Annotated in this window: 32 protein-coding genes and 1 tRNA gene; 27 read left to right on the top strand and 6 right to left on the bottom strand. The window is 44.8% G+C overall.

Translation table 11 applies throughout. The features are described from left to right. Positions 1-66: 66 nt before the first annotated feature. Positions 67-774 (bottom strand): helix-turn-helix domain-containing protein, encoded by a 708-nt coding sequence (locus F0220_RS20820; protein WP_017687366.1) that lies wholly within the window; start codon positions 772-774, stop codon positions 67-69. A gap of 252 nt (positions 775-1,026) precedes the next feature. On the opposite strand from F0220_RS20820, the gene F0220_RS20815 reads away from it, so the two are divergent. The 5 genes from F0220_RS20815 (at position 1,027) to F0220_RS33255 (ending at position 4,850) form a co-directional block, all read left to right on the top strand. Beyond that, positions 1,027-2,247, top strand: a complete 1,221-nt coding sequence (locus F0220_RS20815) for a MalY/PatB family protein (protein ID WP_149846732.1) — start codon at positions 1,027-1,029, stop codon at positions 2,245-2,247. 239 nt (positions 2,248-2,486) lie between these two features. Next, positions 2,487-3,155 carry a uracil-DNA glycosylase gene (ung, locus tag F0220_RS20810; RefSeq protein ID WP_017687368.1) on the top strand — a complete coding sequence of 223 codons (669 nt, stop codon included), beginning with the start codon at positions 2,487-2,489 and terminating at the stop codon, positions 3,153-3,155. A gap of 19 nt (positions 3,156-3,174) precedes the next feature. Beyond that, positions 3,175-3,594 (top strand): hypothetical protein, encoded by a 420-nt coding sequence (locus F0220_RS20805; RefSeq protein WP_017687369.1) that lies wholly within the window; start codon positions 3,175-3,177, stop codon positions 3,592-3,594. Positions 3,595-4,016: 422 nt separating this feature from the next. Then, positions 4,017-4,601 carry an LOG family protein gene (locus F0220_RS20800; protein ID WP_091014155.1) on the top strand — a complete coding sequence of 195 codons (585 nt, stop codon included), beginning with the start codon at positions 4,017-4,019 and terminating at the stop codon, positions 4,599-4,601. Positions 4,602-4,721: 120 nt separating this feature from the next. Further along, a complete protein-coding gene (locus F0220_RS33255) occupies positions 4,722-4,850 on the top strand; it encodes a hypothetical protein (RefSeq protein WP_255319930.1) in 129 nt (42 codons plus the stop codon). A 217-nt stretch (positions 4,851-5,067) separates the two neighbouring features. On the opposite strand, the gene F0220_RS20795 is transcribed toward F0220_RS33255, so the two are convergent. Next, the gene (locus tag F0220_RS20795) at positions 5,068-5,334 is read right to left on the bottom strand and encodes a hypothetical protein (RefSeq protein WP_149846731.1); all 267 of its coding nucleotides are present in this window, start codon (positions 5,332-5,334) and stop codon (positions 5,068-5,070) included. Between the two features lie 231 nt (positions 5,335-5,565). On the opposite strand from F0220_RS20795, the gene F0220_RS20790 reads away from it, so the two are divergent. The 9 genes from F0220_RS20790 to F0220_RS20750 all read left to right on the top strand — a co-directional run bounded on the left by F0220_RS20790 (position 5,566) and on the right by F0220_RS20750 (position 13,872). After that, positions 5,566-6,303, top strand: a complete 738-nt coding sequence (locus F0220_RS20790; RefSeq protein WP_149846730.1) for a glycerophosphodiester phosphodiesterase — start codon at positions 5,566-5,568, stop codon at positions 6,301-6,303. A 272-nt stretch (positions 6,304-6,575) separates the two neighbouring features. Beyond that, the gene (locus F0220_RS20785) at positions 6,576-7,631 is read left to right on the top strand and encodes a FecCD family ABC transporter permease (protein WP_036614761.1); all 1,056 of its coding nucleotides are present in this window, start codon (positions 6,576-6,578) and stop codon (positions 7,629-7,631) included. A 2-nt stretch (positions 7,632-7,633) separates the two neighbouring features. After that, a complete protein-coding gene (locus tag F0220_RS20780; protein WP_074095819.1) occupies positions 7,634-8,665 on the top strand; it encodes a FecCD family ABC transporter permease in 1,032 nt (343 codons plus the stop codon). A 44-nt stretch (positions 8,666-8,709) separates the two neighbouring features. Continuing rightward, a complete protein-coding gene (locus F0220_RS20775) occupies positions 8,710-10,425 on the top strand; it encodes an ABC transporter ATP-binding protein (RefSeq protein WP_149846729.1) in 1,716 nt (571 codons plus the stop codon). Positions 10,426-10,656: 231 nt separating this feature from the next. Further along, positions 10,657-10,986, top strand: coding sequence for a hypothetical protein (locus F0220_RS20770; RefSeq protein WP_149846728.1), 330 nt, complete (start codon positions 10,657-10,659; stop codon positions 10,984-10,986). Positions 10,987-11,111: 125 nt separating this feature from the next. After that, positions 11,112-11,693: a DUF3221 domain-containing protein gene (locus F0220_RS20765; protein WP_149846727.1), complete on the top strand. Its 582-nt coding sequence runs from the start codon at positions 11,112-11,114 to the stop codon at positions 11,691-11,693. A gap of 180 nt (positions 11,694-11,873) precedes the next feature. Next, on the top strand, positions 11,874-12,959 hold the full coding sequence (locus F0220_RS20760; RefSeq protein ID WP_149846929.1) for a DUF3626 domain-containing protein: 1,086 nt from the start codon (positions 11,874-11,876) through the stop codon (positions 12,957-12,959). A gap of 297 nt (positions 12,960-13,256) precedes the next feature. Continuing rightward, complete coding sequence (locus F0220_RS20755) at positions 13,257-13,436, top strand: ribbon-helix-helix domain-containing protein (RefSeq protein ID WP_017687382.1); 180 nt, start codon at positions 13,257-13,259, stop codon at positions 13,434-13,436. 142 nt (positions 13,437-13,578) lie between these two features. Further along, positions 13,579-13,872, top strand: a complete 294-nt coding sequence (locus tag F0220_RS20750) for a DUF6809 family protein (RefSeq protein ID WP_105599660.1) — start codon at positions 13,579-13,581, stop codon at positions 13,870-13,872. Between the two features lie 224 nt (positions 13,873-14,096). Here F0220_RS20750 and F0220_RS20745 read toward each other — a convergent pair whose 3' ends face one another. Beyond that, positions 14,097-14,999, bottom strand: a complete 903-nt coding sequence (locus tag F0220_RS20745; protein WP_091014199.1) for a manganese catalase family protein — start codon at positions 14,997-14,999, stop codon at positions 14,097-14,099. 256 nt (positions 15,000-15,255) lie between these two features. On the opposite strand from F0220_RS20745, the gene F0220_RS20740 reads away from it, so the two are divergent. The 4 genes from F0220_RS20740 (at position 15,256) to F0220_RS20725 (ending at position 16,627) form a co-directional block, all read left to right on the top strand. After that, positions 15,256-15,564, top strand: a complete 309-nt coding sequence (locus tag F0220_RS20740) for a hypothetical protein (RefSeq protein WP_105599658.1) — start codon at positions 15,256-15,258, stop codon at positions 15,562-15,564. 56 nt (positions 15,565-15,620) lie between these two features. Continuing rightward, positions 15,621-15,947: a DUF3889 domain-containing protein gene (locus F0220_RS20735; RefSeq protein WP_105599657.1), complete on the top strand. Its 327-nt coding sequence runs from the start codon at positions 15,621-15,623 to the stop codon at positions 15,945-15,947. Positions 15,948-16,140: 193 nt separating this feature from the next. Next, positions 16,141-16,362 (top strand): hypothetical protein, encoded by a 222-nt coding sequence (locus F0220_RS20730; protein WP_017687387.1) that lies wholly within the window; start codon positions 16,141-16,143, stop codon positions 16,360-16,362. After that, positions 16,346-16,627: a hypothetical protein gene (locus F0220_RS20725; RefSeq protein WP_181155477.1), complete on the top strand. Its 282-nt coding sequence runs from the start codon at positions 16,346-16,348 to the stop codon at positions 16,625-16,627. Before F0220_RS20730 ends, F0220_RS20725 begins: the two co-directional genes overlap by 17 nt. A gap of 75 nt (positions 16,628-16,702) precedes the next feature. Here F0220_RS20725 and F0220_RS20720 read toward each other — a convergent pair whose 3' ends face one another. Continuing rightward, positions 16,703-16,939, bottom strand: coding sequence for a DUF3892 domain-containing protein (locus tag F0220_RS20720; RefSeq protein ID WP_017687389.1), 237 nt, complete (start codon positions 16,937-16,939; stop codon positions 16,703-16,705). 112 nt (positions 16,940-17,051) lie between these two features. Beyond that, complete coding sequence (locus tag F0220_RS20715; protein ID WP_105600013.1) at positions 17,052-17,495, bottom strand: GNAT family N-acetyltransferase; 444 nt, start codon at positions 17,493-17,495, stop codon at positions 17,052-17,054. Positions 17,496-18,135: 640 nt separating this feature from the next. Here F0220_RS20715 and F0220_RS20710 point away from each other — a divergent pair. The 6 genes from F0220_RS20710 to F0220_RS20685 all read left to right on the top strand — a co-directional run bounded on the left by F0220_RS20710 (position 18,136) and on the right by F0220_RS20685 (position 23,171). Next, positions 18,136-18,208, top strand: a tRNA-Val gene (locus F0220_RS20710). A gap of 187 nt (positions 18,209-18,395) precedes the next feature. Then, the gene (locus tag F0220_RS20705) at positions 18,396-20,606 is read left to right on the top strand and encodes a M1 family metallopeptidase (protein WP_105599654.1); all 2,211 of its coding nucleotides are present in this window, start codon (positions 18,396-18,398) and stop codon (positions 20,604-20,606) included. Positions 20,607-20,785: 179 nt separating this feature from the next. After that, positions 20,786-21,058, top strand: a complete 273-nt coding sequence (locus F0220_RS20700; protein WP_105599652.1) for a hypothetical protein — start codon at positions 20,786-20,788, stop codon at positions 21,056-21,058. Then, positions 21,045-22,043 carry a glycoside hydrolase family protein gene (locus F0220_RS20695; protein ID WP_105599651.1) on the top strand — a complete coding sequence of 333 codons (999 nt, stop codon included), beginning with the start codon at positions 21,045-21,047 and terminating at the stop codon, positions 22,041-22,043. Before F0220_RS20700 ends, F0220_RS20695 begins: the two co-directional genes overlap by 14 nt. Positions 22,044-22,045: 2 nt before the next feature. Further along, positions 22,046-22,732: a hypothetical protein gene (locus F0220_RS20690; RefSeq protein ID WP_105599650.1), complete on the top strand. Its 687-nt coding sequence runs from the start codon at positions 22,046-22,048 to the stop codon at positions 22,730-22,732. A 31-nt stretch (positions 22,733-22,763) separates the two neighbouring features. After that, positions 22,764-23,171, top strand: coding sequence for a GNAT family N-acetyltransferase (locus tag F0220_RS20685; RefSeq protein WP_091014222.1), 408 nt, complete (start codon positions 22,764-22,766; stop codon positions 23,169-23,171). 103 nt (positions 23,172-23,274) lie between these two features. On the opposite strand, the gene F0220_RS20680 is transcribed toward F0220_RS20685, so the two are convergent. Continuing rightward, entirely contained in the window at positions 23,275-24,486 is a 1,212-nt protein-coding gene (locus F0220_RS20680; protein WP_091014224.1) for a chromate transporter, read from the bottom strand. A 219-nt stretch (positions 24,487-24,705) separates the two neighbouring features. Between F0220_RS20680 and F0220_RS20675 the strand changes: the two genes are divergently transcribed. The 3 genes from F0220_RS20675 to F0220_RS20665 all read left to right on the top strand — a co-directional run bounded on the left by F0220_RS20675 (position 24,706) and on the right by F0220_RS20665 (position 26,153). Further along, positions 24,706-25,125: an organic hydroperoxide resistance protein gene (locus F0220_RS20675; RefSeq protein WP_017687397.1), complete on the top strand. Its 420-nt coding sequence runs from the start codon at positions 24,706-24,708 to the stop codon at positions 25,123-25,125. A 171-nt stretch (positions 25,126-25,296) separates the two neighbouring features. Further along, complete coding sequence (locus tag F0220_RS20670) at positions 25,297-25,863, top strand: YdhK family protein (RefSeq protein ID WP_105599648.1); 567 nt, start codon at positions 25,297-25,299, stop codon at positions 25,861-25,863. 110 nt (positions 25,864-25,973) lie between these two features. Continuing rightward, a complete protein-coding gene (locus F0220_RS20665) occupies positions 25,974-26,153 on the top strand; it encodes a hypothetical protein (RefSeq protein ID WP_036614724.1) in 180 nt (59 codons plus the stop codon). Positions 26,154-26,238 lie beyond the last annotated feature (85 nt).

Here is a 26,238-nt window from a genome sequence, read left to right as displayed (position 1 = left end):
TAATGAGGAGGAATGTGGAGCAACTGTCGCCGACCCATAATGAGAATGGGTGATACGCTGCGTTGTTCAAGTGACAGCGAGCATGTTGTATATTTTCAGTGTCCGCAGATCTTCCTTTGAGATTTTTAATTCATTATACAACTCCTGATTCTCGGGCAGCGGGGTTCTGGAGAATAACATTTTGAGCGCGATTGGCATGAAAGGTCTGAAGGAGACACCAGCCATCAGTCCCCATTTTTTCTCTGATTCCTGAAAAGACGCCAGAATATTAATATATAGATTCTCCAGCGGCGTGGCCTGATTTTTCAAAATCAGCGTGGTGAGTGTATCATAATGCTCGGTGTGACCCCAATACATATTCTCGCACTCCTGGTAGTTCTCAAAATCCTTCACATTCATATACATCACGGTGCGATAACGGTTGGCATCCGATTGAGCCATCATGTCAATGACACATCGAATGAGACTGTTGTTACGCCCATCATAGAAGTAGGAATAGAAACGTGTAGAATTCTTGAAAAAGCTGGACGGGACCGCATTCATCAAGGGAGAAGCGTGTCTTGGCTCTTGGTACAAGAGTTGCTCCACCTGGATGTTGAGTGCGTTCGCAATATGATGTAACGTCACCAGATCAAGTGTAATATCTCCGCTCTCATACTTGGACAGCGTACCCTTACTCTTGAAGATCTGATCCGCAAGCTGTTGAATGGTCAGTCCCCGCCACTTCCGAAAGTTTCGTATTTTCTTGCCAACTTCCTGATTGATATTGTTCATAACCGGTTCTCCTTATGCAATGTTTCTTGAGAGTACGTGAAAATGGTGAAAGTCATTCATAAAAATGATGTTATATGAGAAATATATCACTTTCTCACCGAAAAACCTATTCTGAAGAAACAATAAACTTTATTTGTTTCGTCAGAATAGATTGTATCGCATTTGATGCAATTTCTACGTCATGGAATAATAGATCTCATACGACATGAACCGACAATGAAAAGTTGAACAGACAGAGGAGCAGAAGCTACTATGAAATATAACTTTGATGAGATTATAGATCGCACAGGTACAAATGCCATGAATACGGATGGTTTCCGTCAATATATTTTTAACGCCTCAGAAGATATGACATTTCCATTTAAGGACGAAGAATTCATTCGCATGTGGATTGCAGATATGGAGTTCGCTACACCTCCCGAGATTCTGGATGCAGTGAAGGAACGTTTGGACCGCAGAATTATGGGTTACTCCCAGGTGTTTGATCCGGCATACTATGAAGCTGTCTCGAATTGGATGAAAAGGTACTATGATTGGTCCTTCCCCAAGGATCATTTGGAGACCTCAAACGGGATCATCCCCGCTTTATATGAACTGGTGGAATACATCTGTCAGTCGGATGAGAAAGTACTGATTGTTACCCCGTCTTATGGTTTCTTCAAGTCAGCCGCGGAGCATAATGATCTTGAACTGGTATGTTCGGATATGCACATTAAGCAAGGGCGGTACTCGATTGATTTTGAGGATTTTGAAGCCAAGGCCAAGGATGAGAAGGTAAGGGTATGTATTTTCTGCAACCCCCATAATCCGTCTGGACGCGTCTGGACAACGGAAGAGTTACAGCGTGTGGGTGAGATCTGCCTGAGGAACAATGTATGGGTCATTTCGGATGAAATTCATTGTGATCTGCTGCGGACTGGCAAAAGACATACGCCACTTGCGAAGCTGTTCCCGGATACGGATCGAATCATTACATGCATGTCCCCGAGCAAAACATTCAATATGGCTGGACTGATGTTCTCCAATGTCACCATTCCGAATAAGGAACTTCGAGACATCTGGCAGGCACGCCATTATGGTTTCAAAAACCCACTGAGCATTGCTGCCACTCAAGCAGCTTATGAAACGGGTGATGAATGGCTGAAACAATTAAAAGCTTATCTCGACGCCAATTTTGCCTGTGTAGAACAATATGTGAAGCAACATCTGCCGCTGGCTGTCTTTCATATTCCGGAAGCCACATACCTGGCCTGGATTGACATTTCAGCCTATGCTCCCCAACATGTAAGTTTACCGTTATTCTTCGCTGAGCAAGCAGGTGTGCTTCTGGAAGATGGCCATATGTTTGTAGCGAATGGTGAGGGTTGTATTCGGTTGAATCTGGCTTGTCCGCGTTCTGTCCTTCAGGAAGGATTACGGAGAATCAGTAGTGTGCTTGTAAAAGAAGTCGAAGAGGTACCCGTTCAAGTGTAAAGTCATCAAGTCATCACGCAACAGCGTGGTGGCTTTTTCGGATGAGTACACGGAATGCAGCAAGAACAAGTTTTATTTCGAGGTGAACATACCCTGATGCGCAATTCTGGTCTGCTGCCCCCGGTTATGTTAAAATGGTGGATAGTCTATGAGTTGCATGACATGCGGCTCTCAGAAGGAAGAGCCCGGTAGTTGGGCTACACGTAACTGCATTCATCAGGGGAAAGGAGCCTATACATATGTTTGGAAACGATTGGGACAAGGTGCTTCAGGAAGAGACAGAAGCCGAGTATTTCAACAAGATTCGTTACACCCTAGCCGCCGAGTACAAAACACAGACGGTCTTTCCGCCCAAAGAAGACCTGTTCTCCGCACTGAAGCTGACGCCATATCATCAGGTTAAGGCCGTTATTATTGGTCAGGACCCTTATCACGGTGCGGGACAGGCTCATGGATTAAGCTTTTCGGTTAGACCGGGGGTACGCGTACCGCCTTCTCTGAAAAATATATACAAGGAACTTCACGCCGATCTGGACCTGCCCATTCCGAATCATGGATCTCTGGTTCATTGGGCACAGCAGGGAGTCCTGCTATTAAATGCTGTTCTGACGGTTCGTGAAGGTCAGCCTAACTCGCATCAGGCACTAGGGTGGCAGACATTTACGGATGCTGTAATTCGTGCGCTGAATGAACGTTCAGAGCCAATGGTATATATGCTATGGGGCAGTCATGCCCAGAAGAAAGGTGCTTTTATTAATAGGGACAAGCACCTGGTACTGGAGTCTACACATCCCAGTCCGCTGGCTGCGCATCGCGGATTCCTCGGCAGCCGTCCCTTTTCCAAAGCCAATGATTTCTTGACCTCCAAAGGTATTGAACCGATCGATTGGAAGATACCTGAAAACTAGACAGATGGAGGTGAGAACATTGCGACATTGGATAGGACGAAAAGTAGCGGTATATCGTGCAACAGGCATACGGGAGCCATTGAAGGGAACGCTGGTCGAGTGGGATGAAGAAGCGGAATGTGTACGGATCGGACCGAAACGGATCAAGGTATCGTTTGACAATATCGCAATGATTAGACCTCTTCCCGAAGAGAGTCTTCCCTTAAAGAAAGCACGTTCTGAGGTGCACAAGGTTGGATATGTGATGAAAAAGGCAATTCAGTTCGAAAATGCGATCTATTTCAAGTCACAGGTTATGATCTGGCGCCGGGCCAAAATTGTAGCGTTATCCACGACGATTCTGCGTCATGACGAGGATCAGGTTGAACTTGCAGATGGTCGGGTTCTTCGTAAAGACAAGCATATGTTTGTCGTACGTTCACGCCGCGGGATACGTTAGTACCACGAAGATTTAATATTCATTTCATGCAAAGATCATATGGATTTAATGTTTGGTCTGTATATTAGGTAGTAACAACCCCTTCTAAATTGATGTGTAATAAAACGGGAGCCCGGCCGGCTGCAAACGGTCGGGTATTTTTTTGCATGGGTTCTGTTAACCTGTTGTACATACCCATTACATTCATGATATATATTATTAAAATAGATAAATTGAACTAAACATTTACACGAGAAACGTAGAGGCCAGAAATAACCTGAAGAAGTGGAGCGTTCGCCTTTATCCCAAGATATTCACCTTTGTAAAATTGAATCAAAAAATCTGGGGATAACAGCGATCGGAAGGTTGTTCTGTCATCGAAGTGGCAAGTGTAAATATTCTTTAGTTCAATCTAAAAAGATCATGAGAAGGAGTGAAACCCAATGAAACGTATAGCTGTTTTTGCAGGCTCCAATCCGGGAAATCACCCCGATTATACAGAGAAGGCTGTTCAACTTGGCAAACAGATTGCCGATAGTGGTTATGCACTGGTCTATGGTGGTTCTTGCATGGGCTTGATGGGTGCAGTAGCCGATGCTGCTCTTGAGCAAGGGGGAGAAGTAATCGGGGTTATGCCTACGGGATTATTCCGGGGTGAGGTTGTTCATGGAGGGCTTACACAACTGATTGAAGTGGGAACCATGCATGAACGCAAGGCTACGATGGCTGAATTATCCGATGGGTTCATTGCGCTTCCCGGAGGCATGGGTACATTTGAAGAACTATTTGAGGTACTGTGCTGGGCACAGATCGGCATTCATCGTAAGCCTGTTGGCTTATTGAATGTCAACGGATATTATGGACCGCTGATGAAGATGGTAGAACATAGTGTACAGGAGGGATTCTCCAACACCTCGCATCTCAGTCTGTGGAGTCTGGAATCTGATCCGGCTGAACTGATCAAACAAATGTCATCCTACATTCCTGCAGAGCTGACTCAGAAGTGGTCACAACTCAACGGGAAATGAGTGCATAAGAAGACGGGCCTGAACCCACTCGTTCCTCGGGAGAATTTTCGATCTGCCCAAGCAAGTTGCGCTATCGGACATAGTCTATAGTGTACTTCGATGAAGAGGGGAGTGTCACTGATGAGCGAACTCAAAGGTACAGGTTACGGATATTGCGGAGGCTTCGGTGGTGGAGCATGGACATCAACAGGTGCAATTCTGGTATTGTTCATTCTGTTGGTTATTATCTCTCGCACATTCATTCTGTAATTCGGTCAAATCCGGGGACGGGGATCATGCTGCAGAGGCAGCGCCCGAATAAAAAATGACCTTTCCAAAGAGACGCCGGTATATCCCGGCGTTTCAGGGGAACGGTTATTTGACGTTTCCAGCATACGTTAAGTAATTGAAAAAGCAAAAACCTGCCCCTGAATAAGGTCAGAAGCAGGAGAGAGCCTCCTGAGTCATTAGCTGCACAACAAGCAGCTTACACCACAACAGCAGTTTGATCCGGAACACTTAACGATTTCCAGGCGATATATAGCCCGATGGCGGCTGCAATTAAGGAGAGTATTGCTGCAACAATAGCCAGCTGATCCAGTGTGCTGGATGAAGTGGAGTTAAAAGAACGCTGATTAGCCATCTTGCCGGATTTATTTTTGATATGGACAGATGATCTGGAAAGCCTGGAAGCCGACTGTAACTGGGAGGTGTGAGCACGCGTAGGTATCGATTTTTTCTTTGAGGGATTCAATAGTCAACCTCCTTATAACGGAGTTCAGTGCTTCCATCGTTCATACTATGTTATGTCGATTTTCAGATTGAGTTCGCAAAAATGAGTGAATCCCCAGCCCGTTAGATGTTGGGCCTGGCCGCTAGTATTAGCGAAGCAGGCAACCCATTATACGCCCCGTTAATACAGGTCTAACAAACCGTGTTTATAGTGTTAATCATAGAGTGAAGCTTGAACACAGGAGGTGCTGGAATGAGGAACGTGGAGATCATTGCCCATCGCGGTGCATCTGCCGTATGCCCGGAGAACACGATGAGTGCTTTTGAACGGAGTCTGGAGCTTGGAGCAACAGGTATTGAAACCGATGTGCAGATGACGAATGATGGCAGACTGGTACTGATTCATGATGAGACGTTAAGTCGAACTGGCGGCGCAGAAGGTTGGGTTAAGGATACGACTTACGATCAATTGCGCACACGGGATGCCGGGTCCTGGTTCCATGCTGATTTCGCCGGGGAACGTATTCCTTCTCTGGAGGAGTTATTCAAGCTGGTACAGGGGAAAGGAACGCTGCTTAATCTGGAATTGAAAAATGGTATTGTGAGTTATAAGGGGATGGAAGAGAAGGTTATACAGGCGATCCGGGAGTGGAACCTGGAGCAACAGGTCGTGCTGTCCAGCTTCAATCATGCTTCGCTCGTGAGATGTAAACGTCTTGCCCCGGAGATCCGTACAGCACTTCTATATATGGAAAAGTTGTACCGTCCCTATGATTATGCCGCCAAACTCGAAGCTTCCGGCCTTCATCCCTACAAGATGGCAGTCACACAAGAAGATATTGCTGCTGCACTGGCACATGGCATTGTTACCTATCCATTTACGGTGAATGATCCTGCCGAGATGCAGGCCATGATTGACATGGGTGTGCAAGGAATCATTACCGATGTTCCGGATGTCCTGGCATCTTTGATCACGGTACATGCTCGTTAAATGAGTCTGTATGATATATGTTCTACATAGGCAATGATAAGGCTGTGTTCGAGCTTTTTGGCTCCTACACGGCCTTTTTGCGTGTAAAATTGTGTGAAAATCTTCATATATGCAATAAACATGTCCTATTTGTCCATTGCCAGAGCCCGTGGATTCACTTACAATGGTCTATGGGAATGAGAATCAATATCATTAAAGTTCGGTATTTATAGAGAGGTGATTGTTATGTACATAGGTTTGGGCAGCTCCACTCATAACGAGGGTGGGCGCGTATGAGTTCACAAGCTTCACCAGAAAAACATAATCCGGATTCACCCACAGCGAAGATACACACTCGTCCGTGGGCAGCCACACTTATTCTTACAGGGGGAGTTTTGCTACTCGCTCTGGGTATGGCGTTGTCCATTTCATTTGGCGCTGCTGATATTAAGCTTAGTGTAGTCTGGAAGGCTATCTTTGATTTCAATCCTGAGCTGACTCCACATCAGATCATATGGGAGATTCGATTACCACGTATCCTTGGAGGAGCAATGGTAGGTGCATGTTTCGCTGTAGCTGGTGCGATCATGCAGGGCATGACTCGTAACCCGCTGGCCGATTCAGGTCTGCTTGGGTTAAATGCGGGAGCTGGATTTGCGCTTGCAGTTTGTTTTGCCTTCTTCCCTGGCTTGCCATTTATGTATATCATCATGTATTCCTTCCTTGGAGCAGGGCTTGGTGTCCTGTTGGTGTATGGTTTTGGTGCAGCTTCCAAATCGGGTCTTACACCACTACGCCTTGTGCTTGCAGGTGCGGCTGTATCAGCGATGTTGTCGGCACTCAGTGAAGGGATTGCATTATATTTCAGGATTGGACAAGATCTAGCTTTCTGGACAGCGGGTGGTGTAGCCGGAACGAAGTGGTCTCAACTTGAGGTCATGTTCCCATGGGTACTCGCTGCACTAATCGCAGGTCTTCTCATCTCCCGTTCCATTACTCTGCTTAGTCTCGGAGAAGATATTGCGGTGGGCTTGGGGCAACGTACTGGGCTGATCAAGCTCATAGGCCTGATTGTTGTACTGATTCTCGCGGGTACGGCTGTGTCCGTGGTGGGTGCGGTCGGTTTTGTTGGACTCATTATTCCCCATCTCACGCGGAAGCTGGTTGGGGTCGATTATCGCTGGATTATTCCATGTTCCGCTGTGATGGGCAGTCTCTTGCTTGTATTTGCGGATTTGGCTGCACGTATGATTAACCCGCCGTACGAGACGCCAATTGGCGCATTGGTTGCCCTCATCGGGGTACCATTCTTCCTGTATCTGGCGCGTAAAGAAAGGAGGACTCTGTAACGATGGAATCCTCAACAATAGTTGGAGCAGAGCGCAAGAAGAGAACCAAGAGTACGATTGTCCTCATTGTGCTTGCCCTATTAATTATTACGGCTTTTGTGGTGAGCATGAACACAGGTTTTACCAAGCTTTCGCCGCTTGAGGTGATGCGAACCCTGTTTGGTGGAGGCACGGCGAAACAGGAATTGATCCTGTTTGAATTCCGTCTGCCACGGATTGTGATTTCGGTGTTGGTCGGGGCTGGACTTGCGTTATCTGGTTGTATTTTGCAGGGAGTATCTCGGAATGCGTTGGCCGATCCGGGGATCCTCGGGATTAATGCAGGTGCTGGTCTGGTCGTCATGTTATTTGTTTCCTTTTTCCCGACAACGACAGCAGCGCCGGTATTTCTTTTGCCAATTCTGGCCCTGATCGGTTCCGGTTTTGCTGCATTTCTGATCTACATTCTCTCTTACAAAAAAGGAGAGGGCATCCTGCCTACACGTATGTTGCTTACTGGGATCGGGGTAGCGGCGGGAATTAGTTCTGCCATGATCGTGCTTACGTTAAGACTTAGTCCGGAAAAGTATCAATTTGTAGCTACCTGGATGGCAGGCAGCATCTGGGGTTCGAACTGGAAATTTGTAACGGCATTGCTACCGTTTCTTATTATTCTTGTCCCGCTTGTTCTGTATAAGGCACGTGTGTTGAACGTACTGAATCTGGGGGACCAGACTGCCAGCGGACTCGGGACTCCGGTTGAGCGTGAGCGACTGATTTTGCTTGCGGCTGCTGTAGGACTTGCCGGCTCATGTGTATCTGTGAGTGGGGGGATCGGTTTTGTAGGTCTGATCGGACCGCATTTGGCGCGTCGTCTGGTGGGTCCAAAACATCAATTCCTGTTACCCGCATCTGCACTGATCGGTTCATTGCTTGTACTGGTTGCAGATACGCTGGGTCGTGTCATCCTACAGCCTTCGGAGATTCCTGCGGGGATCCTGGTTGCCATTATTGGTGCGCCATACTTCCTGTACCTCTTAAGCAAGACGAAATAGAACGTAATCATCATTGTGTGGTTGCATAAGGAGGACTTCAGTCCATGCTTCGCCGTTTCTTTGCCTATTATAGGCCTTACAAAAAGCTCTTTATTCTTGACTTCAGTTGTGCGATTTTAGTCGCCTTGCTGGAGCTTGCCTTTCCACTGGCGGTCAACCGCGTAGTCGACGATCTGCTGCCAGGCGGTCGCTGGGACTGGATTCTATGGGCATGTCTGGCATTGCTCGGCATCTACTTATTGAATTCATTTTTGAATTTCGTGGTTACCTATTGGGGACACAAGCTCGGTATTAACATTGAGACGGATATGCGTAAAAGTCTGTTTAATCATGTGCAGAAGTTATCGTTCCGTTTCTTCGATAATACAAAAACAGGACACCTCGTGTCCCGTATGACTAACGATCTGATGGATATCGGTGAGATTGCCCATCATGGTCCAGAGGATGTATTTATCGCGGTGATGACACTGATTGGTGCATTCAGCATCATGATGAGCATTAACGGGAATCTGGCGGTATTAACCTTTATTATTGTACCGCTGATTATTTATCTGTCGCTCTACTTTGGTAGCAAAATGTCCAAGGCATTCAGTCGAATGTTCGGTGATATTGCGGACTTCAACGCTCGTGTAGAGAACAATATTACAGGTATCCGTGTTGTTCAGGCTTTTGCTAATGAAGAGCATGAAAAAGCACAATTCGCTGTGAACAACGGTCGTTTCCGTCAAACCAAGTTAATTGCATACAAAATCATGGCCTGGAACTCTTCTGTCAGTTATATGCTGATGAAGTTGGTATCCCTCTTTGTCCTGGTATGCGGAACATGGTTTGTCATTCAAGGCAGTATGACCTACGGTCAGTTCATTGCATTTATTATGTTGTCCAATGTGTTCTTGACACCGATCCAGAAGATCAACTCGGTTATCGAGACGTATCCCAAAGGGATTGCAGGTTTCAAACGTTATACGGAGCTGCTTGATATGGAACCGGATGTGGAAGATCGTCCAGGGGCCGTTGCGGTATCCCATTTGCGTGGAGATATTCGTTATGAGCAAGTGACCTTTGGATATTCGGATCAGGAGCCTGTTCTCAAAGGTATCGATCTAAACGTGCGTGCAGGTGAAACCGTAGCGCTTGTAGGTCCATCGGGGGCAGGTAAAACAACGCTGTGCAGTCTGTTGCCGCGGTTCTATGATGTGCTGGAAGGTCGCATCACGATCGATGGGCAGGAGATTCAGAATATGACGCTGGATTCCTTGCGAAGTCATATCGGAATTGTACAACAGGACGTATTCCTCTTCGATGGAACCATTCGGGAGAACATTGCCTACGGCAAGCTGGATGCCTCCGAAGAAGAAATCTGGATGGCTGCCAGACGTGCACAGATGGAACCTTTGATTCAATCGATGCCGGAAGGATTGGATACGTTAATTGGTGAACGTGGCGTGAAGTTGTCCGGTGGACAGAAACAGCGTCTGTCCATTGCACGTATGTTCCTGAAAAACCCGCCAATTCTGATTCTGGACGAAGCGACATCCGCGTTGGATACAGAAACGGAAGCAGCCATACAGCAATCCCTTGCTGAGCTGTCCGAAGGCCGGACTACACTGGTCATCGCTCACAGGCTGGCAACGATCAAAAATGCAGACCGTATTATTGTCGTTGCTGAACAAGGTATTACGGAGCAGGGACGTCATGAAGAATTACTCGCAGCAGGTGGGGTGTACAGCCGCCTTCACTATGCGCAGTTTGGTGCGTAACCTATCCTATGTGAATGTAACAATGTAAATCTGAGAAGTAACGCCATCGTTCTTGACTTGGAAGGAGTCAGGACGGTGGCGTTTTTTTCTTTTTCATGATCAAGTGTGAGCCAGGGGTACTGTGCTCTGATCTGCATGTGATCATGGATATGGAAACGGGTAATATAGTAAAGAGAACACTTAACGTGTAAGATATGTTCATCATCTTGCAAGATGTAGGAGGTGCGCGATATGCAGTTGAACGATATGCTGAAAATTCTTCTAACCTGTCTATTATTTATTCTGATTTGGTGGCTTCTGAGTCAAGGGATTCGCAAACTTTCAAGTACTCGTGAGGGGTCTGGTTTTCGACGCTGGGGTGGATGGTCCATTGGACTTTTCATTGTTGGCGCCGTGCCACTAGGTTTTTCGCTATACACAGAAATCTTTGATAAGCGCCTGGATGCCAACATCGGGTTGGGGCTTGCCATGTTTTTTGTATGGGCTTATTGTGTGATCTTGTTGTGTGCGGCGTTGGTGGTATGGGGAAGGTATATGTACAAAAGGGATATAAAGAAGTGAATATTTGGGTTGATCGTGTTGAACCCGTCAGGAAGTTAAGGGTGAGCTGATAGCTGTATATGCAACAATAATCTGACCGGGTACGTTAAATTTAGAAAGAGGTGTTATTAAAGGGGGATTTACATGTGATCCATCTTCGTCGAGTCCTCATATTGCTCTCAATTCTAATCGTATGCCTTACGGGATGTTCAGGACATATCGAGTGCAACTCTGTGCAGGCTCAAGCCAATGCACCAAGTGAAGATGGATTCACTGGTTATGTGGTTGAACGCAAAGACAATTCCATTCTTGTTGTTGATCCGGCATATGAGGATTTCAGTTCCAATGGAGGAAAGAGTCGGTATTATCCGGCAAAATGGTTCTCCAATGCGCCTGATCCGCAGATCGGCTCCTATGTTGAAGTCTGGACGGATGGAGGCCCGGAAAATCAACCCTATCCTGGGCAGGCCAGAGCAGAAAAGATAGCCGTATCTTGTCCAGTGGCACCAGATGGTGCGCACATGACGGCTGCGGATGCGATTCGTAGCGGACTGCATTCACTTGATACAGAGAACATGCATATTCCCGTCATAGAGGACACACGGTTTGATGCAGATAGAGGGACATGGACCATTCAGATGCGAGATGCGAATACAGCGAATGAAGGGCAAGTAGTTCATGTGACCGTGAAGGATGAGGAGAAAGTTAAGACACAAGGCGGAGAATAAGGGGCTCATAGCTTTATGATGGTGGAGGAACGCGCGTTGCACATGAATATGATTCAAATTGAAAGAAATGATGTGGATTAGATTCATTGCAAGCTATCATGATTTTTGAACCGCCTGTAAGTTCCCTTACTGTCCATCATGTATTATGATTTTATAAAAATGGAAAGGAATCTTCTGCTCATGGAATTATCAAGGTCTCAGCAATTAGCTCAAGAGCATGTAACCAATTATGCAAGAAGCCGCAAAAATGAGGCGGAGCAAACCATTAGGGAAATCCTTCGTATGTCCAACATCGAGCTGAAGACATTTGAAGATGCTATCACTAAACTAAAATCTCATGCAAGTATCGCGCTACACTTTCACCCAGATCGATTAGATCCGAATATGAAAAGCGTGGCTGAGGCACTACTTGAGCAGGGGGTTTATAAAAGTCAGTTTGAGACTTTCTTATCGAATGGAAGTGTATCCGCATTTTCAGGCGGTGAACGTGACGTTTGGGAGAATAAAATGTTTGGCGGAGCGTACCAAATTAATGGCTCAACCAATAGCGAACGTCCCAAGTATGGGGCGCTCAATGTCATGTTACATCCCGATGGACCTGCTCCGCGTTTTGGATCATGTTATTTCCTTTTATCCACTGAGGTCTCTCAGCGTTGCACGTATACATATTTGGATTCTCACCAAGACCCTGAGGAAAAGGGAACGTATGAGGAGTTTGACCTCGTTTTGGCTGCTCTTATGAGGGATGTATTTTATAATAATTTTGCCATTGGTGAAAGAAATCTAACAGTTCAAAAGTTAATTGACCATATGCTCATCAATCTTGAGAAATCATTCCGAAATCCATCAAACCAAGAGCCACACCGAAATCTGGACCATTATATCGAAGCTCAGGTTCATGGTGATATTTCCCTTGAAAAAGATGTAAAGATTCTTGTTGCCGACCCATCATTTAAAGGCACACATACAGGACGAATCTTAGAGCAGATATGTTTAAAGTATTCCATTGATCTCCACTGGCACATGGGCTTTACACTATTGGTAGATGACGTTCCTATGGATTTTCGAGGTCCTTCGATGCCTTCACTAGCCAAGAGAATTGCAAAAAGTGATTTGATTGATGCAAATATCATTGGTTCTGCAGCTATGGACCTGAAACGAAATCCAAGTCATTGGAGTGATAGAGGAACCTACAAAGAAGTTCTACAAGAATTAAAATTACTTTGGCATGTCTTAGTGAGATATGGAAAACCAATGAACAAGTAAAACGGTTTTCGAGATAAAAATATTGAATATGTAGTGATAACAATGCTAAAATACCAACTTCTTTTCCCTACCTGTCTGCGTATCTCTTGAATTTTAATTTGTTACTCAATAATAGTACTCTAACGACCTTGAGCGCCTAGCCGTTCAAGGTTGTTTTTTATCATTCAAACGGATTACTGACTATACATTTATCTATGAATCTGCTGTCACAAAAACGAACGTATGTTTTATAATTACATTGACTTTTTGTCCTGGCAATAATATATTGTTGTCAGGACAAAAAAAGAGGTGAAGCAAATGTCCGCCAAAAAGATGGGGCGGCCTAAGTCTGACAAACCCAAAAGCAGAACGATTGAGATACGTGTTGACGAGGAAATTATGAACAAGCTCGATATTTCGGCTGAGAAGCTGAATACGAATCGATCAGACATCGTTCGCAAAGGGATTGAGAAGATTTACGACGAGCTCCAAAAATAGAAAAAGGAAGCAGCGTTCGTCCCTCGAAGAACAGCGCTACTTCCTAACCCACAATCACTTGAATGAGCGACTGCATAAATATCCTACCATGTGCAGAACGTTCATTCAAGTGAGGTGCGTATTGATATACAGGAGGATGCACATGAATTCGATATTAGAAGCATTATATAATGGACGACTTCGACCGGATGAGATGATGATGCCGACACATCCTGAATACCAAGCGTTAGGGCGGCAGATTGCAGCTCTGACAGAGCAGTGGAAGAATCGATTGAGCGAGAACGAATTCCGTGAGCTTGAACAGTTATTTGACTTGTGTGGCAGATGTGAGGGCATGCATACGGAAGCAGCGTTTGCACAAGGTTTTCGTCTGGGTGCCAACATGCTAATTGAAGTCATGAGTCAGCGTGAGGAATCAGTGCTGGAGTTTAATTAAGTTTAACGATGTGAGCAGAGATCCGGTTTACTTTTACAGCTAAATTCTCAGGGAATGACGTGCATACAACAGACTCATGTTTGCACCATAAAATGGTATCATAAATTGATTATAACAAAGCCCTCAAATCCTCTCTGCATTCAGCAGCAGGGTTCGAGGGCTTCACTTAAACATAGAGTTAACAATTTATATATAGGGAAAGAACCTGTTAAACAATTTGTTCCTTAATCGGCAATATTTCCTGCCATCTTCAGACGGCGAGCAATTTCCTTAAAGTCTTCTTGCGAAATGCCTGGGGCGAATTCTTCTTCCACCGCAGGGGCTTCTGGAATCGGGAATCCTTCAGGTATCCCTTGGATGACTTCAAGAGGTTGTCCATCTTCGGGGTGAGTCCCTTTCCAGATCTGGCCGATCGCATTGAAGTCTTTATCACTATAGGTGTACAGCTTGGTGTGTACCCCTTTTTCTTCATATTTACGAGCCTCGTTGAAGGCTTTGTTGTTCAGTGAAGGAATAGGAACCAGCTTGGTCACATTTACGCCAGTTGCAATCTCAAGTGCTTTCGCATATGCGACAACATGAACGCCGCCACGTACCAGCAGGAAACCAACTACTTCCCGGGCTGCCGGGTGATCCGTCATCTCATATACTTTCATTTTATGGGTACGAGCGCCACATTCTAAGAAGAAGTTATGCAGCAGATCCTCGACCAGGTTGCCACTGTTGAAGACGTTTGCTCCCGTCCATGGATTACCCATAGAGTCGAAAGGCATTGCGCCTTGTGCACCTGCCAGATAGTGATACGACAGACGAGCATCTTTCACCGAACCTAGCGGCGTATCGTCGGGTTCTTTGTACTCGGTTGAGCCTCTGAGGCACTTGTTAATCCCATGAGACACGAGTTCAACATGACCCAATTCTTCAGCCGTAATGCTCATGACGAGGTCATAGAAGGGCTTTAGCTTTTCTTTGGATCGAAAATTAAACGATTGATAGAGGTAGTTGTTCAACGTTGACATTTCTCCGAATTTGCCGCCGAGCAATTCTTGTATAGCTGCCGCAGCATTCGGATCTGGCTTCTCGACATTGGGAATCTCAATTAGGATTTCATCCAAGCGTTTGAACATTCGGGTGTAACCTCCTCAGATTGGTATTGCAGATCGTGTAGGGTTTCAGATCGTGGAGTCACTCTGTCATGGCCTATTACACGTTTGTTGGGTTTTTTAAACAAAAAACCAACCAAATGGGACTTAAGTATTGCATATCAAATGCTGCATATCTTCTCCCTGTTGTTATTTCCAATTCGGTGAATTTTATGTATAATCTAACCTCTAAATGGAGCTTCCAGATACAAGAGAATTAAAGTACATAAAGGAGTTTAAGATGAACAAACGTTGGGTAAAAATAGCGTGGATTCCGATGTTTCTAATGATTCAGATGTACATAAGCAGCGAGCCTGTCACAGCATATGACGTTACAAACGAGGTTCAGGTGGATGAAGAAACACGGCAGTTACTTGAGAAGAAATACGGGTTGGAACGTCCTGAGGAGCCGAAGACACAACAACACGTTTTCTCAGGTGACTGGGGAATGAGCTTTCGGACGGAGCCTCCTGATTCGTTTGACCGGCTTGTTCATGTGGTTCCTTTTTCCCTACGGCCACTGGCCTGGATCTTTCGTTTATTCGTGTAAAATGAAAGCCGGACGGGCAATATAACAGAAACATATTGTCCCAAGGAGTGAGTGAAATGAGAATGCTCATCGTTACAATACTTACGGTTATGCTTAGTTTAACGGGATTCACACCTGCCTCGGCTACGGGTGGAGCCATCCCGGATTATGCGAAGTGGGGAATTATTGCGGTCAAAGAAACACAGACCAAGTATAATGTGGATATTTTGGACTATAAGCATATCGGTCGTACCTCCCTAACAGCGGATCAATCACGGGAACAGTTCAAGCTGTGGGTTCGTGCTAAAGACGGCAAGCAATTCGCAGTCTATGTAAATGTTGATTTTAATCCATCTACACAACAGTTAAAGAAAGTGCAATTTTCGGAATCGGATCGACACTGATCCGCTACTGAACTTGGTCATTACAAGCCATGTTTCATATTAGCTATACTATGGGTTGAACCAGACTGCCTTGATCATTAAGGTGAAGGTCTGGTTTTTTATTTTACAAAATCCTTTTTTTACTATTGAATAAAGAACTTATGTTCGCATATAATATGAAATACAAACAAATGTTCTTATCGGAGGGATGATTATGCTAGGGAAATATATTGGCCAGATGGTGGAGCTTGTCTACATGGATCGTGCAGGGCAGATTACGCAGCGACAGATTCGAATTAACAGTGTACGTGGCGGGATGATTAGAGCATCAGCGGGAAAAGAAGGCTCACCCCGAACATTTCTGGAGCAAGGTATTCTGGCATGGCGTCCTGTTACGGATCTGAATGGGGAGGTAAAGTATGCTGAACGACTTTGAACGCAAGATTTTACGTATTTTGGTGAACTATACAGGACAACGGCGCAGGCTGCCGCGTATGGATGAACTGGAGAACAAGACGGGACGAAGCAGAGCTTACATTCATGAGTCTTTGCTGGAGCTTGAACGAACCGGGCACATCGCGTGGGAGAATCGGTCTACTCTCGAAGGTATACAGATTTTACAGGCATGGGAACAGGTACAACAGCCGATTCGCAAAAGCCAACCTTCCGGTGATTCCGTAAAATATTTTACGGACTACTAATCATAATAAGAAAACGCCAACCCGGATATCCGGATCGGCGCTTACTGTGTCACATGTACGACATGTGCATCTATTTTAGAAATGGGGAAGTTGGTCCAGGTTGTTGGTTGGATCACCGTCGGCATCGCCGCGAATGTACATTTCGCCATCCTTGCCTTTAAATACATTCACACCGGCAATAGCACCAGCTTTTACTTCTGCAAGTGCTTGCTGATAATCCAGTACACGTCCTGCTGAAGTCTGAAAAGCTGTCAGGTCACCGTCACCATTTTTCTGTACTGCTGTGAAACTCTCGCGTGTCGTTTGATCCATGATGTCACACTCTCCTTATATGACGAGATAGGAATCTGTTTACCTGATTAGCCTATCCGAATTCATGGGAAGTATGCATCATATGCTGATCAGACTTGCCAATGCCGAAGTTTTACAAGCTCTTTCTCATACGAACATGCAGAATATCTGCATCATAAAAAGGTTCTTCCGAAATCACTTCATAACCCAGTTTTTCATAGAATTTCTGTGCCTGACATTGAGCATCCAGTACAGAATAGGATAAGCCGAGTTCACGTGCTCGCTCCTCCATCGCGAGCAGAAGCACACGTCCATAACCAAATGAACGATGAGATTTAAGCACTGCGATTCGCTGCATTTTGGCCGTATCCTTGCTGTAATAGATCAGACGTCCTGTGGCTACAGCTTGGCCATCCGTACTTAACAATACATGATGCACATCTGGACTGATGACATCAAATTGATCAATCTCAATCTCGGCAGGCACCTGTTGCTCGATCACAAAAACGTGATGGCGAATTCCCAGGGCTTGCTCCAGTTGTTCTTCTGTCGATACATAACTAATCTCAGCTGCCAATTCCATTCCTTCTTTCTGCTCTTGCGCGACATATCAGACTGAATTATACAAAAAAATGTTTTTCCTGTATAGTGAAGTCTGGAACATATTGGGAGAGGAGGGGATAGTGATGGGCATGACAGGCATCATGGTCATTACCTTGTTAATGTCGGCGGGAATGATTACTCTGTTGTATTACGTTACGAAGAAAGCATACTCACGCAAGTGGGATGAAGATGAGTAATTCATCTGTTAACCTTCACGGCAAGACTTCACTGCTTCCTCGCGGAGAATATACATCTTGAATTACAGATTTGGAGTATACGTCCAGCCAAACGGGAAGAGATTCACCATTTTCATTGGGCTGTTTTAACTGTTGGAATTGAACTGTATGTTCATCCCTCTCTAAGCTGCAACCAGTAACGGTTGTACTGAGAATCACAAGCCCAGCAAAGAGAAAGAAGCATTTGGTAAATGTATATTTATTGGATGTTGACCGTTTTGTTAAGTTTCTCATAGGGAATTCACCTCGTTGTAGAAATGGTAATCTTTCCTTTATTGTGCACCATTTCGGGTGAATTATAACCAAATAAATCATTGACAATGAACACGGTTACTTGATATGATACTGTTACTTGATTGGGAAACATTTATATATCATGATCTGTTAGCTCAGCTGGGAGAGCACTATCTTGACAGGGTAGGGGTCAGTGGTTCGAGCCCACTACAGATCATACACGAGAAGCCTTACGATGTAGGCTTCTTTTCTTTTTTTACATACAAACATGAATGAGATTTGAGAAAGCTTCATGTTCTTTTCCTTTTTTTAAACAAAACTTAAATAAAACATAAATTCAACGTAAGGTTCCTCTTCTATACTTGGTTCTGAGGTCATCATAGAACAGGAGAAGGAGAGAACTAATGAATTATTCAAACCCATTTACATCAAAGTTAGCCAGAGTAGGGATTGCGGGTACACTGGCTTTAATACTGGCAACAAGCCCACTTGCCAGCATGGGGGTTGTGGCAGCGGAAGCAGTCCCACCTGTATCTACGAAGATACATAACACACAGAAAGACTCTTTAGAGCAGGCCCCGATTCAATACCAGATCCATGCTCGATTAAATGAGAAGGACATGACGATCCAGGGGAGCGAGAAGGTAACGTATCGCAACACAAGCAAGGATACCCTCCAGCAGTTGGTCCTTCATACATATGCTGACGCAAACCTCTCCAAGTCTACACAGGCGAGCATGTACCAACAGCATAATGAAAAGATTAGTGAAGATCACCCGGAGAAGACAGCGGAGGACTTTCTGGGTGGCATCGATATTCAGGCTGTAACAGCAGATAGCCAATCTCTCGATTTCCATAAGGAAAACCAAGCGTTGACCGTGCAGTTGAAAGAGCCCGTTCAACCAGGCGAATCTGTATCATTCCAACTGGAGTTTCAGTTGAATATACCCTATGGCTCACAGCGAGTTTCCTACTACAAGGACATGATCAATGGTGCGCACTGGTTCCCGGTGATGTCTGTTTACGACGAGGTTAAGCATCAATGGAACAAGGCACCGTATAGTCGAACTTTTGAGAGCGATTATTACACCTCATCGGACTTTGAAGTTCAATTTAATGTGCCTGAGGAGTATCAGGTAGCCATGCTTGGCTCTATCACCACTCAAGACAGTACAGAACATGGACGTAAAATTGTTTCTGCCGTAGCCGAGAATACGAGAGAGTTTGTTTTCTTTGCCAGTCCTAATCTTCAAGTGGAGCGCGCTACCCGTAACGGTCTGACGGTGGAATACTATTATTACAACGATGATCCATCCAAGAAAAAGATAGTTGACCGGTACATTAATCAGGCATTCAAGGTCATCGATTTTTATAGTGAGAAATATGGCAAGTATCCCTATCCAGAGTTCCGAATTGTCGAGACGTATGTACAAGGCGTTGCCGTGGAGTATGCGAGGCTCATCCAGATGGGACAGATTCAAAATGGTGCTATTCCAGAAGAAGACACAACCTTTGTTCATGAAATAGCGCATCAGTGGTTCCATGCATTGATCGGTAATAACTCGGAGACCGAATCCTTCCTGGATGAAGGCTTTGCCGATTTCTCCATGGTGTATTTTGCAGAGAAACAGGGAGATAAGTTAAATGGGTTCAGATCCGTACAGTTTGATACGGCGCCCGTAGAGATGGCGATTGCGTCAACAAACGATGAAGCTGGGGATTTAGCAGGTTTGGTATATTATCAGAAGGGAAGACAAGCGATCTATCAGCTTTACCGTACCGTCGGCGAAGAGAAATTTGACGAGTTCATGAGAACATATTTCAAACGCTACGTGTACCAGAATGCAACTTTAGAGGGGCTGCTTCACACCATTGAAGATGTGCTTGGTAAGGAAGTACGTTCAGAAATGCAGATGGCCCTATATCAGCCTAACTTTGTCTTAAAGCCGGAATACCAATTATCACAGGAAGAGACCGCCGCCTATGTACATGACATGTTACAACAACAGTATCAGGCTGTCATGGGCATGATCCCTAATCTGCCTTATGAAGTGATGAATCGATTGATGGACAAAGTCCTTCAAGGCGAGGAATTAACCATTGTGCTCAGCGATCAGGTCAGTAAGCTTGCAACTAAACAGCAGGAAGATATGGTTAATCAGTTGACCGGATTCCTTGATATGACCGGTATGAGATACGACATTATACGGGATCGCAAGAAACTGAAGCAAAAGATGAAAAAAGAGATTGGCAACAGTAACCTTATTGTCATTGGCAATGCCAAGTCAAACGGATTGGTGCAGGCTTTAAAATTTAACATTATTGATCGAACGAAACAGACGGGTTTTCCTTGGAAAAATACCATGAACCAACCTCTCGCCGCGGGTGCATACGTTATCAAACATCCCTATAACCAGAATCGATTGATGCTTCATTATTTCTGGAATGAGGATCATCTGAGTGATGCGGCATTTGAAGCTTTTAAGCTGAAAACACAGGAGTCTATTGGATTCACGAACGACTTTTACCAGTACTATGTATTGGATAACCAAGGCAAGGAGAAATCCAATAAAAAAGTAGCCAATCCCATATCTTCACTTTTTGCGGAGGAATAAGTAGTTGGTTGTGCAGTTTCTTCGTTCAAACAGGTTAGCCAATTTGTATTGGTTAACCTGTTTATGTTTTATATGAAAACCAGACTGAGAATAATAGGCTGTAATATGGGCATAATGCTTTAACAGAAAGGTAACTTCATGAATATACTTATCGGGAGAAAACAATAGGAGGGATTAATATGAAGGATCAACATTATCCGGGCGTACCAATGAAAGGGACAATGGCTGATAACAACTGTAAAGGAAATAAAGGAATGAACAAAATGAAAGCGTATTCATATAATGTTAGAATTTGTCCTATCATTTGTATTACTCAGGAGCCGGCTGCAAATGAGGGTAATGTTGTTGATTTTTCAATCCTATTAAAGGACACTTCGGATGTTTTATATTCGCGACCGGTAAATGGTAATAGCCTGCTCACGAAGGAGTTGAGTTCCCATGTCTACGACTGAAAATATTGCTCAGACAGCACTCGACGCAGCGATGAAGGCAAGCAGGGCCGTTGCGCCTTATGATTATTGCGATGCAGAAACCAGACGGATGTACACGCCTCAATTTGATAAAAAAATGGACAATCCTATGTATACCGCTGCAATGGCGGGTCTTCAATCAATCTATTGGTTTCGGGCGATCAAGGTAAAGGGACTTATCCCTGATGCAAAAGCAGATTATTATGCTACGTATTCTACCAACCATAATCATATCGGAGGAATTGGACTAGCCTACTCGAACAGCCCGACAGGACCATGGACCAAACACGGACAGGTGTATCTCGATACTGTGGTTGGGAATTCGACGGAAACGCCATTTGTGATCTGGAACGATGAAGAACAATTGTTCTTTATGTATTATCAACAAAACGGACTGGGAATCAATCAATCAACGGCACTTGCGACCTCTGTAGACATGATTAACTGGACAAGAGTGGGTTTGATTTTGGACAAACCTCCCGGGTTCCCTGGTGATGGTCATACCGGTTACTTCTCGTGTTTCAGAAATGGCGGCAAATGGATCGGTTTTTCGGTGATGGGCGGCGGCGACTTTGGCCGCAAATGTATCTGGCATTCACATGACGGACGTAGCTGGTTAGCTGATCCGAGACCATTAATGGGGGGTAATGATGCGACTTTATCGGCGGATGAAAACATTTCGAGACCCAATGCTGGTGTATTTATGTACAAAGGGAGCATGTGGTGGTTGGGCATGTTATCGGCTTATGCTTCCGGTGGGGTCACGACTGTAGCTCGGCCTGCCATTGCTAAGATCAGCGCAGACTTTCGTCAACTGCTGGACAAACCTTCAGATATATATTTTCCGGCATTAAATTGGGAAACGACCAATATGCAATCCTTGATGGTGTCCGTTATGGACGGGGTAGTGTACGTGTATTACAATACCGATCATAATATCGGTGTAGCCTATTCGGTGGGGGTGTAGAGATGGTTATACGTGATGCAGCGGGTCAGATCGTGCCATTTGGAAAGGTTCACAAACAGCTTGTGGCCGATTTTCTTTACGGAACGTTACCGGATTGGGTGGAGGTGGTGGGGACCCCTACGTTTGAGCCTTTGCCCGACAGAGGGACCATAACCGTTACAACACCGACAACGGCAGGAGCCACGGCAGAGTTAAAAATGAAACATCTGATTGACAGCTCAAAAGTAACAGCAATTGCAATCACTTTGGAAGCGCTACAATTAAACGGAAACATTGGAATTTCAGTTCAGGTTGGCATTAAATCGAAGGATAGCAAGGCCGGAATCACCTTTTATCAAAACGTAAATCAGAAGTATGGTATGGTCCGTGCCTATAAAGCAGATGGAACATACACCGATTTCAAGCAAAACATGGTATTCTTCACCACACATGGCGTAGCAGGAGACGAGGCGCAGAACCGTAAGAATCTCACTGTGCTCCTCTGCACCGGATTACAATTCTCAGCGGGGTTGGAGAGACCATCTGTATGGCTTGGTGCGGATGACCAGTATGGCGGTGTTGCTGCTGACCTTAGTGGTGGGCTATTCCAACATGGAGAGCTGCAATGTCTGTTGAAACTGACTACAAGCAAGGCTGAGGCCAAGTATTTCAAATGTGCCCAGATGAAAGTGGATATCTGGAGTAACTGAACTAAAATGGAGTAGATAGAGGAGGTATCTGATGAGAGAATCGATACATTATTCAATAGAACCACCTGAGAGCTTCGACCAATTAGTAACGCTATATGAATCTTTGGGATGGAATTCGCTGAATTTATCTCAACATGAATTGGAACGTATGTGCAAACAAAGTTGGTATGCAATGTATGCTTATGATCAGCAGCGCTTAGTGGGCATGGGGCGTGTAATATCAGATGGAGTGATAACAGGTATAATATGCGGACTAGGCGTTCTGCCTGACTATCAATCTCAAGGAATAGGTACAGAATTAATGAAACGAATCGTTGAGCATTGCGAGAAAAATAAGGTGATTCCACAACTGATGTGCACGGAAGGTTTGGAAACCTACTACGCAAAACTGGGATTTGAGAAGTTTACGATTGGAATGACGAAGAGGATAAATCGATAATCTGCATGGAGCAGTAAAAAAGGTATGCTTAGAATAATCGGGTACCCGTACACTTGAACACTTTGAAAAAGAAGTGTTCAAGTGTACGGGTACCTTTTTTTATTTAGAGAAGGTTCATGATTGTACCGCCTGCTGCACCAGCAACGACAACGATCCACGGTGGTACTTTCCAAAAAACGAGCATTAGAAACAACATACTTACCAGTGCAAAATCAACAGGAGTTAGGATCGCAGTTGTCCAAAGCGGATCGTACAACGATGCCAACAAAATACCTACAACGGCTGCATTAATTCCGATTAATGCTCCTTGGGTTTTTGAGCTTTTACATAAAGCACTCCAGAAGGGCAATGCGCCTACGATCAGAAGGAAAGCTGGCAAAAAGATAGCGATCGTTGCAACCAAAGCTCCTGAAACCCCACGCATCATCGCTCCTAAATAACCGGCAAAGGTGAACAGTGGTCCTGGTACAGCTTGTGCTGCTCCATATCCCGCCAAAAAGTCGGACTTATTAATCAGACCTGCAGGGACGAATTCACGTTCCAGTAACGGAAGTACAACATGCCCTCCACCAAATACGAGTGATCCTGAACGGTAGAAGCTATCAAAGAATAACAGCCACCCCGAACGATCAAAGGGAGTGAGTAACGGGAGAAAAATCAGGATTCCAAAGAACGTAGCCAAACAGACGATTGCCAAGTTACGATTCACAGGGACAGACAAGTCTACTGTTTTAAACTCGGTCATTTTACTAAAAAGGACCATACCTATCACGCCTGCGATCACAATAAAAAGGATTGGAGTGAACGCAGTCTGCCACACAAGAGTCGCCACTGCAGTAATGATAGCGATGGTTGCCCTATAGCGGTCAGGAGTTAGTTTTTGTCCCATCCCCCATATCGCCTGAGCGACAATAGCTACAGCAACAATCTTAAGGCCGTGAATCCAGCCAGTACTGCTGATATCAAATCCTTGAAGAAGGAAAGCGAACAAAACTAATGCAATGACAGAAGGAAGTGTGAAACCAAGCCAAGCCATCAGTCCCCCCAGCAAACCACCTCGGATGATGCCAATTCCAATCCCGACTTGACTGCTGGCAGGCCCGGGCAAAAATTGACATAGCGCAACTAAATCTGCATAGCTTCGTTCATCCATCCATTTTCTACGGCGAACATATTCTTCATGAAAGTAACCGAGATGAGCGATAGGTCCTCCAAACGAAGTCAGGCCGAGTTTGGTTGATACAGCCAACACCTCAGAAAGTGCTCGGGCTTTATGTTTGGGCTTGTCCGGGGTTAGAAATGAATTATTCTCCAAACGTGTTATTCCTCCTTAAGTTCGACTTAGGTTATCTGATGACTACAATTATAATCCTCATCATCGCTATTCATTTAAACGCAACATTAAACTGCATTATTTTTTTAATATTAACTATTTACATACGCAATTAAATTGTGTACAATGTAATTGTTGGCGATACAAGAGAGATTGAAATTTAGTCAAAATAAATCTAATCAACTAAAGGAGTTTTCACAAATGAAAACATTATATGAAACAACAGTCATCAATACAGGTGGACGTCAAGGAATCGTACAATCCCCAGATAACGTGTTTATGTTGGATGTTGCGGCACCGCCTGAACTCGGAGGACAAGTGACGACAGCTACCAATCCGGAGCAGTTGTTTGCAGCAGGGTATAGTGCTTGTTTTAACTCCGCACTGGAGTTTCAATTGAAGAAACACAAAGTTGAAATTGAAAGAAGTACTGTAGCTGCAACCGTTATGTTGGTGACAGACTCTGAGGACAACGGCGTGAAGCTTCAAGTTGATTTGGAAGTTAAAATTCTTGGTCTGGATGAGGAGACAGCACAGAAGTTTGTGAAACTTGCCCATGACTACTGCCCATATTCCAAAGGAATCAAAGGGAACGTGAATGTTAACGTGGAACTGGCGTAATCACTGATACTATTTGTTGTTGATAAGAAGCCTCCGAGAAATCGGAGGTTCTTTTGGTTTATTTTGCTCCGTTGTAAGATACGTCTGCCCGGAAAAAGCAATAATAATGATTGCAACATACCTGTAGGGGGTATAATGAGTAATATAAATAGAATTAAAGGAGTGCAGAACATGAAAAAGTATTTACTGACCATATCGACTTTAATGATCGCAAGCAGTTTGGTTTTGAGTGGATGTGGCAAGGAGACTCGGCAGACTATTGAAAGTAACGATAACAGTCATACAGCCACCGCAGGTGAGATGCACCATTCTGAATCGGGAGAGCTACCGGAAGGACTGCGGGAGAAAAGCAATCCCACCTTTCCTATAGGAAGCCAGGCGATGATGAGTGCCGATCACATGTCGGGCATGAAGGGTGCGAAAGCAAAGATCGTTGGAGCATATGAGACTACGGTATATGCAGTGACGTATACCCCAACCACAGGTGGAGATCCCGTGCAGAATCATAAATGGGTTATTCATGAGGAAATACAGGATCATACGGATCAATCGTATGCGGCAGGTTCTGAGGTGCTGTTGAGCGCTGACCACATGAAAGGAATGAAGGGAGCCAAGGCCACAATTGATTCTGCTGAACAGACAACGGTATATATGGTTGATTATACTCCTACAACAGGGGGAGATTTGGTTAAGAATCACAAATGGGTCACAGAAGAAGAATTAACTGCTATCCAATAGAACCATTTGTATGAAACAGCCCTTTTTATGCAGAAAAATCAATCTAGTACTCAATTATGGGTTATAATGGTATTAAGTTTACACAAAACTGTTGAAAGGGGAATGTACTCATGATGGATTTTAGCAAACCACCCCATGGCTCGGAGACCGATACCCACCGTCAGCGTCATCAGGAGAATGAACAGAAATACCTGTCCGGAGGCAAGGGTATTTGGTATGAAATCAGCAACTGGCTCATTCTCGGAGGCATCCTCCTGGTCATATTTTTATTATTTAAATACGTTTTCTAAGTGCACCAATGGTGACTATACTAACTATTGTCAATTGTAGAGCGTCTTAATATACATGATAAGTAAGGCAAGAGAGCCCAGTTTT

Source organism: Paenibacillus sp. 37 (genome assembly GCF_008386395.1).
GTDB classification, from domain to species: Bacteria; Bacillota; Bacilli; order Paenibacillales; family Paenibacillaceae; genus Paenibacillus; species Paenibacillus amylolyticus_B.
Note: the sequence above shows the minus strand (reverse complement) of the source record. Positions and strands in the feature narration are given on the sequence as shown.